The sequence below is a fragment of the Nonomuraea sp. NPDC001636 genome (genome assembly GCF_040298265.1).
In the GTDB taxonomy this organism is placed as follows: domain Bacteria; phylum Actinomycetota; class Actinomycetes; order Streptosporangiales; family Streptosporangiaceae; genus Nonomuraea.
Genome location: NZ_JBEOZT010000010.1, coordinates 217,932 through 235,024 on the forward strand (window position 1 = coordinate 217,932; position 17,093 = coordinate 235,024).

Annotated in this window: 18 protein-coding genes and 2 tRNA genes; 6 read left to right on the top strand and 14 right to left on the bottom strand. The window is 71.4% G+C overall.

Annotated features, from left to right (window positions below; genetic code table 11):
* Window positions 1-83 precede the first annotated feature (83 nt).
* From ABT158_RS21240 to ABT158_RS21270, 7 genes are all read right to left on the bottom strand, one after another.
* Complete coding sequence (locus tag ABT158_RS21240) at window positions 84-1,232, bottom strand: UDP-N-acetylmuramate dehydrogenase (protein ID WP_352355747.1); 1,149 nt, start codon at window positions 1,230-1,232, stop codon at window positions 84-86.
* A gap of 189 nt (window positions 1,233-1,421) precedes the next feature.
* Window positions 1,422-2,273 carry a hypothetical protein gene (locus tag ABT158_RS21245; RefSeq protein ID WP_352355749.1) on the bottom strand — a complete coding sequence of 284 codons (852 nt, stop codon included), beginning with the start codon at window positions 2,271-2,273 and terminating at the stop codon, window positions 1,422-1,424.
* 150 nt (window positions 2,274-2,423) lie between these two features.
* Window positions 2,424-2,852 carry a MaoC family dehydratase gene (locus tag ABT158_RS21250; protein ID WP_352355751.1) on the bottom strand — a complete coding sequence of 143 codons (429 nt, stop codon included), beginning with the start codon at window positions 2,850-2,852 and terminating at the stop codon, window positions 2,424-2,426.
* A gap of 1 nt (window position 2,853) precedes the next feature.
* Window positions 2,854-3,303, bottom strand: coding sequence for a MaoC family dehydratase N-terminal domain-containing protein (locus ABT158_RS21255; protein ID WP_352320994.1), 450 nt, complete (start codon window positions 3,301-3,303; stop codon window positions 2,854-2,856).
* A 198-nt stretch (window positions 3,304-3,501) separates the two neighbouring features.
* Complete coding sequence (gene rpmG, locus ABT158_RS21260; RefSeq protein ID WP_019632658.1) at window positions 3,502-3,666, bottom strand: 50S ribosomal protein L33; 165 nt, start codon at window positions 3,664-3,666, stop codon at window positions 3,502-3,504.
* Between the two features lie 71 nt (window positions 3,667-3,737).
* Window positions 3,738-3,811: transfer RNA gene (locus ABT158_RS21265), tRNA-Met, on the bottom strand.
* Window positions 3,812-4,692: 881 nt separating this feature from the next.
* Window positions 4,693-5,013: a hypothetical protein gene (locus ABT158_RS21270; protein WP_352355753.1), complete on the bottom strand. Its 321-nt coding sequence runs from the start codon at window positions 5,011-5,013 to the stop codon at window positions 4,693-4,695.
* Window positions 5,014-6,655: 1,642 nt separating this feature from the next.
* Here ABT158_RS21270 and ABT158_RS21275 point away from each other — a divergent pair.
* Both ABT158_RS21275 and ABT158_RS21280 read left to right on the top strand, forming a co-directional pair.
* The gene (locus ABT158_RS21275; protein WP_352355755.1) at window positions 6,656-7,183 is read left to right on the top strand and encodes a hypothetical protein; all 528 of its coding nucleotides are present in this window, start codon (window positions 6,656-6,658) and stop codon (window positions 7,181-7,183) included.
* 193 nt (window positions 7,184-7,376) lie between these two features.
* Window positions 7,377-7,589 (top strand): hypothetical protein, encoded by a 213-nt coding sequence (locus ABT158_RS21280; RefSeq protein WP_352355757.1) that lies wholly within the window; start codon window positions 7,377-7,379, stop codon window positions 7,587-7,589.
* 64 nt (window positions 7,590-7,653) lie between these two features.
* On the opposite strand, the gene ABT158_RS21285 is transcribed toward ABT158_RS21280, so the two are convergent.
* The 3 genes from ABT158_RS21285 to ABT158_RS21295 all read right to left on the bottom strand — a co-directional run bounded on the left by ABT158_RS21285 (window position 7,654) and on the right by ABT158_RS21295 (window position 8,316).
* Window positions 7,654-7,833, bottom strand: coding sequence for a hypothetical protein (locus tag ABT158_RS21285; protein ID WP_352355759.1), 180 nt, complete (start codon window positions 7,831-7,833; stop codon window positions 7,654-7,656).
* A 139-nt stretch (window positions 7,834-7,972) separates the two neighbouring features.
* Window positions 7,973-8,045, bottom strand: a tRNA-Thr gene (locus ABT158_RS21290).
* Window positions 8,046-8,085: 40 nt separating this feature from the next.
* Window positions 8,086-8,316 (bottom strand): transposase, encoded by a 231-nt coding sequence (locus tag ABT158_RS21295; protein WP_352355761.1) that lies wholly within the window; start codon window positions 8,314-8,316, stop codon window positions 8,086-8,088.
* Between the two features lie 133 nt (window positions 8,317-8,449).
* On the opposite strand from ABT158_RS21295, the gene ABT158_RS21300 reads away from it, so the two are divergent.
* Window positions 8,450-9,085 (top strand): hemerythrin domain-containing protein, encoded by a 636-nt coding sequence (locus ABT158_RS21300; RefSeq protein ID WP_352355763.1) that lies wholly within the window; start codon window positions 8,450-8,452, stop codon window positions 9,083-9,085.
* Window positions 9,086-9,100: 15 nt separating this feature from the next.
* On the opposite strand, the gene ABT158_RS21305 is transcribed toward ABT158_RS21300, so the two are convergent.
* From ABT158_RS21305 to ABT158_RS21315, 3 genes are read right to left on the bottom strand one after another with little or no spacing between them, the layout of a single operon-like run.
* On the bottom strand, window positions 9,101-12,310 hold the full coding sequence (locus ABT158_RS21305; RefSeq protein ID WP_352355765.1) for an ATP-binding protein: 3,210 nt from the start codon (window positions 12,308-12,310) through the stop codon (window positions 9,101-9,103).
* A 34-nt stretch (window positions 12,311-12,344) separates the two neighbouring features.
* Window positions 12,345-12,875 (bottom strand): C40 family peptidase, encoded by a 531-nt coding sequence (locus ABT158_RS21310; protein WP_352355767.1) that lies wholly within the window; start codon window positions 12,873-12,875, stop codon window positions 12,345-12,347.
* 53 nt (window positions 12,876-12,928) lie between these two features.
* Window positions 12,929-13,885 carry a lysozyme gene (locus tag ABT158_RS21315; RefSeq protein WP_352355769.1) on the bottom strand — a complete coding sequence of 319 codons (957 nt, stop codon included), beginning with the start codon at window positions 13,883-13,885 and terminating at the stop codon, window positions 12,929-12,931.
* A 305-nt stretch (window positions 13,886-14,190) separates the two neighbouring features.
* On the opposite strand from ABT158_RS21315, the gene ABT158_RS21320 reads away from it, so the two are divergent.
* Genes ABT158_RS21320 through ABT158_RS21330 form a run of 3 tightly spaced genes read left to right on the top strand, consistent with a single transcriptional unit; the run spans window position 14,191 to window position 16,372 of the window.
* The gene (locus ABT158_RS21320) at window positions 14,191-15,132 is read left to right on the top strand and encodes an ATP-binding cassette domain-containing protein (protein WP_352355771.1); all 942 of its coding nucleotides are present in this window, start codon (window positions 14,191-14,193) and stop codon (window positions 15,130-15,132) included.
* Window positions 15,113-15,856, top strand: a complete 744-nt coding sequence (locus tag ABT158_RS21325; protein WP_352355773.1) for an ABC transporter permease — start codon at window positions 15,113-15,115, stop codon at window positions 15,854-15,856. The genes ABT158_RS21320 and ABT158_RS21325 overlap by 20 nt, the downstream gene beginning before the upstream one ends.
* 9 nt (window positions 15,857-15,865) lie before the next feature.
* Entirely contained in the window at window positions 15,866-16,372 is a 507-nt protein-coding gene (locus ABT158_RS21330) for an NUDIX hydrolase (RefSeq protein WP_352355775.1), read from the top strand.
* On the opposite strand, the gene ABT158_RS21335 is transcribed toward ABT158_RS21330, so the two are convergent.
* Window positions 16,369-17,034 carry a flavin reductase family protein gene (locus tag ABT158_RS21335; RefSeq protein WP_352355777.1) on the bottom strand — a complete coding sequence of 222 codons (666 nt, stop codon included), beginning with the start codon at window positions 17,032-17,034 and terminating at the stop codon, window positions 16,369-16,371. The two genes, ABT158_RS21330 and ABT158_RS21335, sit on opposite strands and share 4 nt — an antisense overlap.
* Window positions 17,035-17,093: the final 59 nt, after the last annotated feature.

Here is a 17,093-nt window from a genome sequence, read left to right on the forward strand (position 1 = left end):
TCACGCGCCAGTATGTCGATCACACGATTGGGACTACTCCCCTTCGGAATTACCAACACACCATAACAGCCCACGTGGAGCCGTCATTCCGCCGGCTGTTCCCCCAGCTCGGACACCGGCTCGGACACCGGCTCGGACACCGGCTCGGACACCGGCTCGGACACCGGCTCGGACACCGGCTCGGACACCGGCTCGGCCGTCAGTGTGCAGCCGACCAGCACCGGTTCGTTGACCAGCGTCACGCCGAACTTCTCCCGCACCCCGTCGCGCACCTCCGCGGCCAGCCCCAGCAGGTCGGCCGTGGAGGCGGCGCCCGAGGGATTGGTGAGGGCCAGCGTGTGCTTGGTGGAGATGCGCACCGGGCCGCGCTCGTAGCCCTTGGGGAAGCCCGCCTGCTCGATCAGCCAGGCGGCCGGCACCTTGACGCGGCCGTCGGGCATGTCCCAGCGGGGGTGGCCGGGAGCGCGTACGGCCAGCTCGGCGGCCTCCTCGGCGGTCAGGATCGGGTTGGTGAAGAACGAGCCCGCGCTGCGGCTGTCGGGGTCGGCCGCCGGATCGAAGACCATGCCCTTGCCCCTCCGCAGCCCCAGGACGGCTTCACGGGCCGGCCCGAGGGGCACGCGGCCGCCGAGCTCCACCCCGAGCCGCCCGGCCAGCTCCTGGTAGGCCACCGGGCCGGACATGTCCGACACATCCAGTGCGTACGTCACGGCGAGCACCACGTGCCGCGACAGGTCCCGCTTGAACGCGCTGTCGCGGTAGGAGAACCCGCACTGGCGCGCCTCCAGGTCGACCACCTGCCGGGTGAGCCGGTCGTAGGCCCGCACGCACCTGATGGTCTGCGCCACCTCCTGGCCGTACGCGCCGACGTTCTGGATCGGCGTGGAGCCCACCAGGCCCGGGATGCCGGACATGCACTCGATGCCGGACCACCCCTCGGCCACGGCCCGCTCGACCAGCGGATCCCAGTCCTGGCCGGCCTCGACAGTGAGCAGCACCTGCTCGCCGTCCCTGGAGACCGTCACGCCCTCGGTGGCCACCTTGACGACCAGGCCGTCGAAGCCTTCGTCACCGATCACCACGTTGCTGCCGCCGCCGAGCACCAGGATCGGCACCCCGTTCATGTCGGCCTCGGCGACGAGGGACACGAGCTGCTCCGCCGTGACCGCCTCGGCGAAGTCGCGGGCGGGGCCGCCCAGGCCCAGGGTGGTGTGCGACGCGAGCATCTCCATGGCCCCCAAGCTTATGAGCCCCCCAGCCCCCACGACACCGCCCCGAACCCCTGCACCTCCTCACAACCGCGACCACCCCGCACCCGACGGCTTTCCCTGACCCGAACCGCCACCTGCCCCGGCGGCCCCCTGCGCCGCCGCCCGCGCCCGCGCCGACGCTGCCGATCGGCTCCCGGGGAGGGGGCGGGGTCAGCTGTGGAGGGGCTGGTCATGGTGGGGGGAGCCGAGGCGGTGGACCGGGAGGGGGCCTTCGGGCACCACCAGGCTGCCCTCCAGCGCATGGGAGAACTCCAGGTCGGCCTCCTCGCCGCGCTCCACACCCTCGGGGAACGCCCCCAGCGCCGCCGACCTGCGCACCGCCATGAGGTCGCAGCGCAACGCCCCCACCCTGCCGGGCTCCTCGGCCTCGGCCGCCTGCCACCCCGCCGCCACCGCCCCTTCCACGATGGCCGCCACCAGCGGCGTCAAGGCGTCCCCCGTCAGGGCGAGCGAGGTCTCCATCAGCACGTGCACCTCGGACTCGTCCAGCCGCAACAGCTTGGTACGCCCTTCTCCCCACCCCGCCGTGCCCCCGGCCGCCCGCGAGGTCTCGGCGACGTGCCACACCACGATCCGCTCCGGGTACCGTTCGGCCAGCTCGTCCAGGACGTCTCCCGCGCCGTCGACGTTCCCCAGGTCGAGGGCCAGGATCCGGGCGCGCGTGTGCTCGATCACCGACTGGACGCACGCCAGCACGTCCCCGGGCCGGCCGTCCACGAGCAGCCCGGCGGAGACCGTCACGTCCTTGGTCTCGACGCGCTGGCGCTCGGTGTTGACGCCCAGGTCGTCCATGCGGTTCGTGGCGAGGGTGCCGTCCCAGACGCGCTGGGCGTGCAGCATCGTGTCGTCGGGGTCGCCGTGCTGGCCGGGGTCGCCGGAGAAGCCCAGCGCGGCGGCGGGGTTCCCGTGCGCGCCCGCCCCCCTGGGCCGGGCGCGGCCCGTGCCGACGCCGGTGGCCGAACCGCCCGTGGTGTCCCGTCCGGTGCCGCTGCTGCCCCCCACCTGTTCAGGGGACGCGGGACGCAGGTGAGCAGGAGGCTTGGCATCGGTCACGGACGACACGGGGATGGAACGGACGGTGGGCCAGACCTGTCGCGCAACTTCACTCATAACAACACGGGCTACCCGCGACCCGCCCGACGTATCACGGGATCAGGAGAGCTGTACCACCGCACGCGCCTTCGACAGGACCCTCGCGTCGCCCGCCTTGGCCGTCAGCCCGACGACCACCCGCTTGTCCTCCAGCTTCTCCTCGACGACCCCGCTCACCGAGATCGTCGCGCCCTGGTCGTCGTCGGGCACGATCACCATCGACGAGAACCGCACGCCGAAGTCCAGCACGGCGCCCGGATCGCCCGCCCAGTCCGTGACGAACCGGCCCGCCTGCGCCATCGTGAACATGCCGTGCGCGATCACGTCGGGCAGCCCGACCGTCCGGGCGAAGCGCTCGTTCCAGTGGATCTGGTTGAAGTCGCCGGAGGCGCCGGCGTACATGACGAGGTTCAGCCGCCGGACGTTGTAGCCCACGACCGGGAGCTCCTGCCCGACCTCGACCTCGTCGTACCTCACCGTGGCCGCCATCTCAGCCCGCCCCTCCGCGCTCGACGATCGTGTTGTAGGTCGTGCAGACCGGCTCTCCGGCGACCGTCGTCACGTCGCTCCTGATCGTCAGCAGCTCGTTGCGTCCGGCGCTCCTGATGTCGGTGATCGTCGCGGTGGTGACCAGCTCGTCGCCTGCGCAGACGGGCCTGACGTACTCGAACCGCTGCTCGCCGTGGACCACCATCGCCAGGTTCAGGCCCAGTTCGGGATCGACCAGCGCCTCGCCGCCCGCCTGCAGGCTGAACACGATGGGGAACGTGGGCGGCGCGATCACGTCGGGGTATCCGGCGGCCCTGGCGGCCTCCCTGTCGCGGTAGACCGGGTTGTTGTCGCCGATCGCCGCCGCGAACTCCTTGATCTTCACCCGGCTGACCTCGTACGGGGCGGCGGATGGATAGGTCCTGCCCACGAAGTCACGGTTCAAGGCCATCAGTGCTCCCTCGTATGTCTTCAACGAGCGCTGCTGAGGCAGACGGTAACAGAACAAGGTTCGGCTGTCGCCGCTCATGGCGTGCTTTTTGCCGGGGCCCGGGTCAGCGCCTAGAAAGGCGTCTCAAAGCAGTGAAAACACGACAAACCGGCGCCCCGTCCGGGACGCCGGTTGTGCGATATGGAGGCAGAAGTACCGCTAGCGGGTTTCGCGGTGCGCGCGGTGGCAGCGGCAGTTCGGGCAGTACTTCTTCAGCTCAAGCCGATCCGGGTCGTTGCGCCGGTTCTTCCGCGTGATGTAGTTGCGGTGCTTGCACTCCTGGCAGGCCAGCGTGATCTTCGGCCTAACGTCGGTGGCAGCCACTTGGGAGTGCCTTTCTACGTTCGGGACATGGACACACCCGTACCCAGGCCGACCGACCTGGGATTGGGTAGTAGCGGAGGCCGGACTTGAACCGGCGACACAACGATTATGAGCCGTTTGCTCTGCCTGACTGAGCTACTCCGCCTTGGCCGGAAACTCCCGGCCCGTAGAGGATACCCGAAGCTGGGAGCACATTAGTAACTCACCTGATCGGGTGGGGTGCTACCAGTATGCCCCAGGAACCTCCGACAACCGAAATCAGATCATGCCACCTGGGTCTCGCCTGGGGAATCACCCACGGAGGCCATCGCCACACTAGCAGCCCCCCTGTACCGACGCGAACCTCCGGACCAGGCACGCAGCAACAAACACGCCCCGGCGACGCCCGTCCACGCCGTGGCCGGAAGGGCCCTCCGGCGGCCGCCGGCGACGCCCGTCCGTACGGCGAACGGGCGTGCCCCCGGCGAACGCCGGCGGCGCGCCTCCACACGGTGAACGGACCCGCGCGGGGTGACGGAGGGGTGTCCGCGGCGAACGCCGACGCAGCGGCGGAGAGGGCCCGCAACGGACGCCTGCGCTCACCCGAAGGGGTCGCGCAGTCGATGCCGGCGCAGTGGCGAAGTGGACAGAGGCGGACGACCCTGGGCGGACGGCCCCGGGCGGACGGCCCCGAGCGGACGGCCCCGAGCGGACGGCCCCGAGCGGACGACCCCGGGCGGACGACCCCGGGCGGACGGCCCCGGGGGGACGCAAGGGAGTGCGGTGGACACCCGCGCGACCCTGCAACGGGAGCTCGTGCCCGGGTGGGCACGAGGGAGCGCGGTGGACACCCGTGCGACCGCGTAAGGGGAGCGCGTGCCGCACGGATGCCCGGCGAGGTGCCGCCCACCCCGACCGCGCCCCGGCTCCTCAACGACGAGCCGCGCCCCACCCGCCCACGCCTCGGATCCGAGGGCGCATTTGAGCCCTGTCAGCCCCGCACCTCGGACCCCGGGGGGCCCGGACTGGGCGGGGCCGGGCGGGGTCTCAGGCCTGGCGTTCGTCGACGCCTACAGCGCCGACGCCGCTGCCCCAGCTCGCGCATTTGCCCTCGGACCGGCCCGAGGCGCCAGGCCCGAGCGTGACCCACGGGCCGACGACGTCCGGGCTCCAGCCGCACGTGATCACGGCGCGGTAGACCCAGGTCTGGCCGGTCGGGTTGTGGCAGTCGGCGCGGCCGACGTAGCCGTCCTCCGGGGCCCGGCCGCTGTTGCACTGGAGGCTGCCGGCCGAGGCGGGCGCGGACGGGATGACAAGCCCGGAAAGGACGGCGGCGACACCGGCTGCCAGTGCCAGTTTCCTGTTCATGTCGTCTTCCTCTTCTGCTCGTTCTGCTTGTGCTGCTCGGGGTTTCGGCGCTGGTCTGCGCTCGAATGCCAGGAAAGCGACCGAGCGCCGGTGTCCAACAGCAGGGCGGACAGACTCGTCCGGAGTCGTCCACGCGCGAGCCTGACTCGGACGTCCCTGAAATCCCCCCGGACACGTACGGTCATCGTTCGTACACTGTCGGACAGAAGAAGGCCGGTCGGGGAGAGGGGCGATGGGCGAGGACCAGGAAGGCGCGGAACCCGGCGTGGAGTCGGTGAGCTGTCACGAGGGTCTGGTGAGGCTCCTCGCCGAGCAGTTCGCGCGGGCGGACGTGTCGTTGCGGGAGCTCCAGGCGCGGGCGGACAGGGCGGGCGGGCCCCGGCTTCCCCGGGCGACCTGTGCGGACATGCTGGCCGGACGGCGGTTTCCGAAGAAGGCGGTGATGGTGACGTTCCTGCGGGCTTGCGGGGTGCCCGAGCATCGGGTGCCGGAGTGGGAACGGGCCTGGGAGCGTGTGCGGATCAACCGCATGCCGCCGTCCGGATTCCAGCTCGCCCGGACGGCGCTGTCCCCCGGCGTTCCGCCCTTCGAGTATTCCGGGATCTGTGACGTCGCCTCCGTCCATCCGCACACCGGTCCCCTCGGGGGGCTGGCTCAGCCGGATGCCGCGCCTCTCGCGGGGCTGAGCCAGCCGGACGCCGTGCCCGTCGACAGCCGCGCCGAGCTCGGCACGGCGCCGCTTGGAAGCCCTGGCCAAGGGGCTGCACCTCTTGCTGGAGACCCCGGCCATGGAGCTACGCTTCCGGGATTCGCTGGGCCTCACGAAGGGGCAGAGGGCTCGACAGGCGCTCAGATGGCCACAAGTGGGGCACCTGCGGCATCTGCCCCGGCCGCAGCCCCAGCGGCCACGCCCGTCGCCCCTTCCGCCGGCAGCACTCTCCCCGTCGAAGGCCCCCTGGTCAAGGACTCCCCAGTCGCAGGCCCCCCGGTCGCCGCACTTCCGGCCGACGGTTTCCCAACTGGCGCACTTCCGGGCAGCGCACTTCCGGTGGGCGATCTCCCGGGCGGAGGTCTGCCCGGCGGAGTGCTGCCCGGCGAGGGTTTGCCCGATGGAGGACTGCCCGGCGGAGGTCTACTGGCTCGGGGCCTCCCGGGCGAGGGTCTGCTGGGCGGGAGTCGGGCGGGCGAGGGGTCTCCAGTGGGTGAGGCTCCGGGAGGTGGGCTTTGGGCGAGAGGGATTCCCGTCGATGAGAGTGCGGGAGACGGGGTTTCCGATGGTCCGTCCAGCGGGGTTGTCGCCTTCGGCGCTTCCCCTATAGGCGCTCCCTCCGGTGGCGCGCTTCCAGCCGACCGGCTTCCCGGTGAGGGGAGTTCTGGTGGTGGGCCGCCTGCGGGCGAGTTCGGGGCCGCCCTGCCCGTAAGTGGTGTTCCCGCCGTCAGCGGACTTCCCGCCGGTGTTGCTTCCCTGGCCGATGGTCTTCCCGCCGGTGTTGCTTCCCCGGTCGGCGGGGGTTCAGGCGTGCCGGCAAGTGGGGCGGCGGCTCCGGCGAGCGGGATGGAGGCCCCTGCGCGTGGGAGGTGGGGGCGGTGGCGGGGGGTTGGGGTTGGGGCTTTGGTGGTGGTGGGGGCGGTTGGGGTTGGGGTGGTGGTCGGGTTGTGGGTGGCGCCGCGGCATGTGCAGCCCTTCGCGCTCGGCCGCCCGGTCTCGGACGACGGGCGCGCGTTCGGCCACGGAGGGTCGAGCCGGTTCACGGTGACCGTTGACCCGGCCAACACCGGCGTACGCCTGATCCGCCGTCTGGACGCCGGTATCTCCATGCAGCAGGCCGCCATCACCGTGAACGGCGCCCCCGCCGGCGTGTGGCACCCGCTGCCTGTCGAGAACACCTACCGCTGGCGTGACCAGTCCGTGGACCTGCCGCTGGCGCTGACCGCGGGACGCCGCTCGCTGACCGTGGTCAACACCTTCGTCTCCTCCTCCCTCGACTTCAACGAGTTCCTCTACGTCGTCAAGCAGCAGGTGAGGGGTGTCTGGTCGATCGCCGACACCGTGGACGTGGGGCCGTACCACACCACCAGCGAGGCCGCCCACGGCTACCGGCTCACCGGCCCGCAGACCTTCGCCGACACCCGCCACTTCGCCTACCCGCCCCTCGACGAGACCGCCTGACGCCGGGCGGCGAACCCGCGTAACGCCCCGATGCCAGGCAGCGAACCCGCGGAACACCCCAACGCCGGGCACGCGAAAGCTCCGGACGCTTCCCCGCGTCCGGAGCTTTCGGTTGTGGGCAACCAACCCTCACCGGCCTACTGCCCGACGGTCCACATTCTATGCTTTTGTCCGTTTTGCGTAGAGTTGTGGCGTGACATGCTGGCACGGCCCCCGCGGCATCCTCGTCGAGGTCATCACCCTCGGCCCGAGGCAACGCATCAAGGTCACCCAGACCGTGAACGGCCGCCGCTACCTCCTCGGCTACTACGGCACCATCGCCCAGATCGTCCACCACGTGGACCTCGCCGACCTGGTCGAGGTGATCGACCTCCCCGCCTTCGCGTCCCGGAAGGCCAGAGCATGAGAGAGCCGTACGACACGGGAAAAGCCGCCCTCCCCGTACGGGAAGAGCGGCTCGCCCACAGGACCTACAGGTCCTTGCACCACATCCACTTGCCGTCGATCAGGCATTTGTGCCAGCCGTCGTTCGCCGGGTTCCACGCGTAGGCGGGACTGCTCGCCACGCTGATCGTCAGCACGGTCGAGACGGAGAGCAGGATCAGAGCCAGCGCCCGGCGCACACCACGGGCGGCGAAAATGTTTCTCATGACCGTCATGGAACACGCCGGTGCTTGGCGCCTTCTTGGGGCCGGCTGAAGCCCCGGGACAAGCGCCACCCAAGCCGCACAACGAAAAACGCCCGGCTCCAAGTCACCTTGGCCGGGCGTCGTATCTGCTCATTACAAGAGCCCCCAAACGGAATCGAACCGTTGACCTTCTCCTTACCATGGAGACGCTCTGCCGACTGAGCTATAGGGGCCTGTCCGCTCGCTGCGGACAGGTGTAACCATACACGGCACTCAGCCATGATGCGAACTCGTACGGGCCTCCACCGCGCCGGCGGATCCGCGGCGCGCGGCGAGATCGATCACCTCGCACAGATCGGCCAGGTCGACGTGCGCGGCCACCTCCGCCACCGAACGACAGTCGGCGACCAGCCACCCGTTCCTGCGCACCCGGAGCACCTGCCGGCCCGCCCGCATCGCCGGCACGACCTCGACGCCGTCGAGGCCGACCCATCGCCTGTCCATAGCGGCACACCCTAGCCGCCGGGTCTCTCAATTTCCGTGCGCCACAGGCGTTACCGCCATGCCAAGTCGGCACCAAGAGGTGTCTAAGAGCCGCGTCCCAGGCTGGTGCCAAACGGACAGAAGGAGCACCGAAATGGCACCCAACATGCTCGGCTTCCGCATCACGCACCGGGCCATGCGCGGGGACACCCGCCGTCTGGCCGGGGTGATGAACGCCATCGCCGCCGACGAGCAGCAGGCCGGTCAGGAGCGGCTGCGGGCGATCGCGACGTTCACCGCCAAGCTGTGCGCGGGCATCCACCACCATCACCAGGCCGAGGACAACGTGTTGTGGCCGGTCATCGTGCGCTCGGCGGGCGCCGAGGTGGACCTGAGCGACCTGACCGACGACCACGCGGCGCTCGACCCGCTGCTGGAGGAGATCACGACGGCCGCGGCCCAGCTCGGCTCCGACGGACAGGCGGCCCGGCGGATGGCCAAGTCCCTGGCCGCGCTCGCCGACCTGCTGGACGAGCACATCGAGGAGGAGGAGCGGCTGATCTTCCCGGTCGTCGCCAAGTACGTCTCGGAGGCGGACTGGGAGAAGGTCGAGACCGAGGTCAGGAAGGGCGGGGACGCCCGGTTCGACCTGCCGAGGATCGCCCAGTACGCGCGGCCGGAGGAGCTGGCCGAGCTGCGGCGCCTGGCCGGGCCGGTGCTCGTGGTGCTGCTCGCGCTCATGGGACGCGGCCACCGGCGCCGCCAGAGCCTGATCTTCGGCACGCCGTGAGCCTCCCGGGACCGCTCAGCGGCGCTCCCGGCGGCGGCGGGCCGCCTGCGCCCAGTGGGGCGAGCCGACGCGCTCGGCGACCTTCAGAGCCTGGGCGTAGTGGCCGTCGGCCGGCAGCCCGAGCAGCTCGGCCAGGTCTCCGAGCACCAGTGCGACCGGCCCGAGCGTGATCGACCCGCTGCTCATCCCGGCCAGCTCGTCCGCCCACGGCAGCAGGACGCGGTAGGAGCGTGCGGCCACCTCGCGGTCCTCCAGGGCGACGGCGGTCCGGCCGCGCAGCGCCTGCCACATCAGCCAGTAGTAGTTGCGCGGCAACCACGACTCGGGCCGCCACACCCGCCGGGCCGCGTCGAGCTCGCCCGCGGCCGCCAGCGCCCCGGCGTAGATCTCGTGCACGGTGTCGCTGTTCACGCGTTCCCGGATGGCGGCCAGCTCGTCGAGGGAGTCGCGGACGTTCCCGCGGGCCATCCGGACGGCGAACCTGCACAGAGCGCCCATGGCCCGCGCGTTGACGCCGCCGCGCTCGGCCATCTGCTCGGTGAGCCCGGTGTAGACGGCCTCCGCCTCGTCGAACTCGCCCTCGACCAGCTTCCGCAGCGCGCCGAACAGCGTCAGGATGGCCAGCGACATGCCGAGCTGGCCGCTGGTGGACACCGCCACGCCGCTGTCGGCGTGCCGCCTGGCCGCCTCCAGGTCGGTGCGTCCGAGTGCGGCCATGAGCAGCGCGCAGTGGCCCAGCGTGAGGTAGCCGACGAGCCGGTGGGTGCGGCCCAGCTCCAGCAGCTCGGCGCCGACGGCCTCCAGCTCGTCCCGCCGTTCGGGGCTGAGCACGGCGAAGTAGCGGGCGTTGAGCGCCAGGCAGAGCAGGTCGGGACGGCCGAGGCGGCGGGCCAGGGCCAGGGCCTCGGCGCCGGCGGCGTCCACGCGGTCGTCGTCGTGCCCCTCCAGCTCGAACACGAGCGCGGCCAGCAGGCGGCAGCGTGTCTCGTCGTCGGGGCCGGCGGCCAGCTCGCGTTCCACGGCCTCCATGAAGTCCCGGTTGTAGAGGGAGTCCACCTGGATCGTCCAGACCACGGGGGCTTCGTAGGAGGTCAGCGCGCGGGCGAGCGCGCCGCGCGGGGCGGCCAGCTCGACGGCTTGCCTCCTGGCGGCCAGCGCGCCCAGCACGTCGCCGGCGTGGCCCAGCGACGACACCAGTCCGCACAGCAGGTCAAGCCGGGTCTCGTCGTCGGTGGCGAACTCCAGCGCGGCGCGCCACAGCGCCGCCGCCTCGCGGTGCGCGTGCAGGCCGGACGCCTGGACGGCCGCCGCCCTGGCGTACCGCACGGCGTCCGGCGCGGCGGCCTCCAGCGCGTGGTGGGCCAGGGCCGCCACGTCGTTGGGCCGCAGCCGCTCCAGCACCGACACCACGCGCCCGTGCAGCCTGGTCCGGCGGATCCGCGCGGTGTCCTCGTACAGCGCCTGCCTGACCAGGACGTGCGTGAACCTGACGCGGCCCGGCCCCGGCTCGGCCAGCAGGCCGGTCATGACGCCGGCCTCCAGGCCGTCGAAGACGGTGTCCTCGTCGCCGTCGTGCAGCGCGATCAGCACGTCCACGTCGGCGTCCCTGCCGACGACGGCGGCGTTGCGCAGCACGGTCTGGGCGGTCGCGGGCAGGCGGGTGATGCGGCGGCGGATGAGGTCGCGCACGCCGGGCGGCAGCGCCTCGGCGGCCTGCGGCCCCTCGGAGGCCAGCAGGCGGGCGATCTCGCAGACGAACAGCGGGTTGCCGAGCGTGCGGTCCAGGACCGTGCGGACGGTGGCGGGATCGAGGCCAGAGCGCTGGGAGTGGCGTTCGAGCAGCGTGGCGACGGCGGCCTCGTCGAGCCCGGCGAGCTCGACGTGCCTGCTGCCGGTGGCGAGCGCGGCCAGGGTGGCGGACAGGTCCTCGGTGGTCTCGGCCGGGCGGTAGGTGGCCACGACCAGGATCCGGGCGGCGTGGTCCAGGTGCCGCAGCAGGTGCAGGGTCTCGCCGTCGGCACGGTGGACGTCTTCGAGCACCACGAGCAGCGGCGCGCAGCCCGCCAGGTAGCCGGCCACGGCCCTGGCGAGCTGGAACTGGTTCTGGATGGCGACGCCGTCGTTCAGGAGGGGGGCCAGGCGGGCCGCATCGGCGGCGGCGGGCGGCCGTACGGCGGCGAGCTGCCGGACGATCTCGCTCCACGCCCAGGCGGGCGGCGCGTCACCGTCGATCTCGGGGCAGCGTCCGAACGCGACCCGCCACCCGCGCCCGGCCAGCTCGGCCGCGAACGCCTCGGCCAGCGCGCTCTTGCCCGCGCCCGGCTCGCCGCCCAGCCAGACCGTGCGCCGGAACGGCCGCACGGCCTCCTCCCGCAGCGCGGCCAGCTCGCGGGCCCGGCCCACGATCGAGGACTCCTGCGCGGCCACGGGCCGTTCCTGGACGTGTTCGACGACCTCGGGCGCGTGCAGGGACTCGGATTGGCGGAGGATGTCCTGTTCGAGCGCGCGCAGGGCCGGGCCTGGATCGACGCCGAGCTCCTCGGCCAGGTTCTCGCGGGCCTGGCGCAGCACGGCCAGCGCCTCGGCCTGGCTGCCGGCCCGGTAGAGGGCCAGGGCCAGCAGTCGGACGGCGTTCTCGCGCAGGGGGTGGGCGTCGGCGTGGCCGCGCAGCTCCGGCACGGCCTCGGCGTGGCGGCCCATCAGCAGCGCGGCCTCGGCGCGGTACTCGACGGCGACCAGCCTGAGCTCGGCCATCCTGGCCGCCTCGGGCGCGGCCCACTCCTCGGTGAACTCGGCGTAGGCGGCCCCCGTCCACAGGCCGAGCGCTTGGTCGAGCAGGTCGTGGGCGACGGCGCCCGCGCCCCGCTTGAGCGCCGCGCCGGCCGCGTCGATGAGGCCGGGCAGCCGCCAGGCGTCCACGGCCTCGTCGGGCAGGCAGAGCCGGTAGCCGGGCGGGGCGCTGACGATCACTCCGGCGGGGGCGCGCGGCGGCCGGTCGGGTTCGAGGACGCGGCGCAGGTTCGAGACGTAGACCTGGAGCGCGGCCAGGGCCTTGGGCGGCGGCTGCCCCTGCCACAGGTCCTCGATGAACCGGTCGGTCGAGACGACCTGGCCGTCGGCGGCGACCAGGCGGGCGAGCACGGCGCGCTGCCTGGCGGAGCCGAGGTCGAGCCGGCGGCCGTCGAGGGTGGCGTGGAGCGGTCCAAGGAGGTGTAACTGGAGCATGGCACCCTTTTTCCGTACCGGTAGCAGCCCGCTTTCAGTACCGGTAGAAGCCCGCGAAGTCAGACCTTCGCCCGATATCGTCAATACGCACCGAGGCCCCCGTCTCAGGTGCGTTCATCATCTTCCCATGACCCAGATAGATGCCCACATGATGCGTCTTGATCTTATTTTTCGTGATTTTTCCGAAGAAGACTAAGTCGCCCGGCAGGCCCCGCTCGACGGACCGCATCCTGCGTACGTGATCGTCGGTGTTGCCGGGGCCGAGCACGTCCCTTCCGTTGGCCAGGGCGTACACCCATCGGGCCAGGCCGGAGCAGTCGAGGCCGCGGGTGCGCGCGGCCGGGCAGGGCTTGATCCGGCCGCTGTAGCCCAGGCAGGTGCCCTTCGTGGGGCCGGGCCGCTCGCCGTGGCCGCCGCCCCACGAGTACGTGATGTCGTACCGCTCGATCTCGTACGCGATGCGCACGATCCTGGACGGCACGAACGTCGACAACGGCATGGACGCCGCACCCGCCAGCAGGACGACCAGAGTGGTCACCGCCAGGACCAGCCGCCGCCGCGCCACCCGTTTCTCCCTTAAGCCGAGATCCCGGGTTTTATCCTACCTATCGCGATATTTCAGCTTTTGAGGTCAAGTGTGACCGTTCCTACCTCGACGACCATCCCGACCCTGCCCTTCGGCTTCGGCTTGGTGGTGAAGGTGAAAGCGGCCTTCTGGCCCCGCTCCAGCTTGCCGACCACGCAGCGCACCGCCGTGCCGCTGAACTTGCAGCCGGGGGCCTTGACCACCTTCTGGCCGCCGTACGCGCGCCCGGAGACCACGATGTCCTCGACGGGGTGCGGGCCGGTGTTCGTGATCGTGACCCGGTACAGCTTCCTGCCCTTGACCAGGCCGGAGACCGACACCCGGGCGGGCGGGTTGGCCAGCGACCGCAGCTGGGACTCCGAGCCGTTGAAGGAGTTCTGGCCGCCGGCCAGCGAGCCCTTCTCCGCCGACTGCCAGAACGTGTGCCGCTTCCAGCTCTTCGGCAGCTCGCCGGGGTCGCTCCCCCAGCGGGCCAGCCAGAGCGGGTTGGCCTTGAACGCGCCGGAGTTGCCCGTGCAGGTCTGCCACCAGCTCGTGGTGGTGTAGATGATCGCGTCCCGGCCGGTCTGCTGCCGGTACTTCTTGGTGAAGTCCTTGAGCCAGGTGACCATGTCCTCGGCGGACAGGTCGTAACAGTTGTTCTTGCCGTTCTTGTCCTTGTACGGGTTGTCCTCGATATCGAGCACACCGGGCAGTGTTTGACCGTCGCTGGTCCAGTTTCCGCCGTTCTGCAGGAAATAGTCGGCCTGCGCTGTCCCGTCGGATTCATGCGGTTGCGCAAAGTGATAAGCGCCACGCACGAGCCCGGCCGTGGCGGCCCCGCCGAACTGCGCGTCGAACCGTGGGTTGCGGTAGTTCGTGCCCTCGGTGGCCTGCACGAACGCGAACTTGCCGCCGCCTGCGGCCACGCTCGCCCAGTCCACGTCGCCCGTCCAGTTGCTGACGTCGACACCGGGAACACCGTCGGCCGCCTCCGCGACCCCTGTCATGCCGACAGCGGCAATTACCGCAATTAACCACAAGCGTTTCACGCCCGAGATCATCGCGGAGCCACCACTAACGCCGCAAGCACGGAAATATCACGTCTTTCCGTGAAAAAGCGCGAAACCCCATGTCGAGGCCCAGAAATCGGCGTTCGGCGCCGACCTCTCCGGACGTCGTTTCCGCAGGTCAGAGCCGTATATGAACGTCACATTCGCGTTTGCCAAATCGATACCACCCGGCTCAAACTGAACCGATCCCCGAAAGGGCCCCTGACCAGGGGCTTCTTCGCCATGCCCAGGAGGCACCACCCATGATCCACACCCGGGCCCTCACCCGAGTGTTCACGATGAAGAAGGAGACCGTCGAAGCCGTACGCGGCATCGACCTCGACGTCGAACCCGGCCGGCTCGTCGCCTTCCTCGGCCCCAACGGCGCCGGCAAGTCCACCACCCTCCGCCTGCTCACGACCCTGCTCCCGCCCACCTCCGGCACCGCCGTCGTCGCCGGCCACGACGTCACCCGCGACCCGGCCGGCGTGCGCTCCCGCATCGGCTACGTCGGCCAGAGGAACAGCGCGGGCGAGAGCTTCCGCGTCCGGGACGAGCTCGTCACGCAGGGCCGCTGCTACGGCCTGACGGTCTCCGAGGCCGTCGCGCGGGCCGGCGAGCTGATGCGCCTGCTCGACCTGGAAGACCTGGCGGGCCGCAGGCCGGGCACGCTGTCCGGCGGCCAGCGCCGCCGCCTGGACATCGCGCTCGGCCTGATCCACCGCCCCGACCTGCTCTTCCTCGACGAGCCCTCGACCGGCCTCGACCCGAAGAGCCGCGCCGACATCTGGCGGCACATCCTGCGCCTGCGCGAGGCGTACGGCACCACGATCTTCCTCACCACCCACTACCTGGAGGAGGCCGACAACATGGCCGAACGGGTGCTGATCATCGACAACGGCTCGATCATCGCCGACGGCACGGCCGAGCAGCTCAAGAACGACCTGGCCGGCGACACCGTCACGGTCACCACGGAGACCGCCCAGGACGCCGCCAGGGCCGCCGAGCTGACCGGCGGCCAAGCCGAGGGCGTCACCGTGCGGGTGCGGGTGGCGAACGCGCCCGCCGCGCTCCCCGGCTGCCTGCGGGCGCTCGACGCCGCCGGGATCAAGGTGACCGCCGCCGAGACCGCGCGCCCCACCCTTGACGATGTGTTCCTCACTCTCACCGGGAGAAGCCTCACCGATGACGACCTTCCTGCGTGACACCGCCACCGTCTTCACCCGCGAGTTCCGGCCGGTCCTGCGCGAGCCGGTCGCGCTGCTGTTCGAGATGGGCCAGCCGCTGCTGTTCCTGTTCCTGTTCGGCGCGCTGCTGGACGGCGCGGTGGGCTCGTCGTGGCAGTGGTTCGTGCCGGGCATCCTGGTCATGATGTGCCTGACCGGGCCGATGTCGGCCGGGTACACCCTGCTGGTCGAGCTGATCGGCGGCTCGCTGGAACGCATGCTGGTCACCCCGCTGAACCGGACGGCGATGCTGGTGGGCCGGGCGATGAAGGCGATGGTGGTCCTGCTGGCCCAGGCCGTGCTGATCATCGTGCTGGCCGTCCCGCTGGGGTTCGAGCTGTATCCGGCGGGCGTCCTGGCGGGGCTGGCGCAGCTCACCGTGTTCGGGGTGGGGCTGGGGGCGTTCTCGTTCGTCCTGGCCATCCGGTCGGCGCCCGGCGGGACGCTGTTCTACGTCGTCAGCCAGTCCATCCTGTTCCCCCTGCTGCTGCTGTCGGGCGTGCTGCTGCCCCTGGACACCGCGCCCGGGTGGCTGCGCGCCGTCGGCGCGGCGAACCCGGTCACGTACATCGTCGAAGGCCAGCGCGCGCTGTTCTCCGGCGACCTGGCGAACCCCTCCGTCCTGTACGGCACCGCGTCGGCCTGCCTGGTCGCCGCGATCGGCCTGTACCTGGGCAACCGGGCCATGCGCAAGGGCGTGTGAAATGGAGGCATGACCCGTGTGATGGCCTCCCGCACCGTGCCGTGGATCCCCGTCGAGCACCGCCTCGACGTGATCCTCTCCCCGGACCTCCCGCCCGCCGACGGCACGACCTCGGCGTTCGCGTTCGTCACCGACAGCCTCGGCAGGACCCTGCTGACCTGCGTCGACCGGCCCGGACGCGGCTGGGACGTGCCGGGCGGCCACCTGGAGGCCGGGGAGAGCGCCACCGAGGCCGCGGTCCGGGAGCTCCAGGAGGAGACCGGCCTGCTCCTGGAGCCGCCGGCCCTGTCGGTGTTCGCGTGGCAGCGCGTCGAGCTGCTGCGCCCGGCTCCGGCCGGTTACCGCTACGGGCCGCTGACGTACATGGTGATGTTCCGGGCGCGGCTGGCGGCGCCCGGCGCCGCGACCGCGCCGCCGGCCGGGTCGGAGAGCACCGGCGCGGAGTGGCTGCCCCGGGAGCGGATCATGGAGTTGTGCGCCCACCGCACCTGGCTGCCGCTGCTGGAGTGCCTCTAGAGGGTGCGCGCGCGTTCGAGGTCGGCGCTGCGGTAGTGCCGCTCCGGGATGCTCGCCAGTGTGGACGGGTGCACCTGCGGCCCCAGGCCGTACAGCTTCTGGAAGCTCATGATGAGCGGACGCCAGGCGTCGGGGTCGATGTGGTCGTCGGTGCCCTTCATCCGGATGTCCTCGTGCACCCAGACCCGCTGCACCCGCACCTCGAACGCGAGCACCCCGCCGTCGCCGACCGGGTGCGTCTCCTCCACCACGACCTCCATGGCGACCGGGCACTCGGCCACCCGGGGCGCGGCCACCGTCTCCGACGGGACGGCGGTCAGCCCGGCCCGCTGGAACTTGTCCGGCACGAACCGGTAGCCGCGCTGGTGCTTGCGCTCGGGCACCGGGTCGCTCCCGGTGGTCAGCGCCAGCCGGTCCACCTGCGGGGCGAGCGCGTCGGACGGCAGGTTGAGCACGCCCTCGCCGGTCCGCACCAGGTTCTGGGACGTCTTCGACCTGGCCCCCAGGCCCAGCATGCCGCGCCAGCCCAGCCAGAAGGCCGACGACATGGGGGCGAGGTTGGGGGTGCCGTCCTCGTTCACGGTGGAGATCAGGACGACCGGGGTGCCGAAGTAGAGGATGTTGGGTTCAATGCGGACATGCTGATCCACGACAGTGTTCATGCGTCCCACTGTCGCCGCCGGTGCGGGCCGGGTGCTGGCGACCTTCGGACCTCTCGTTG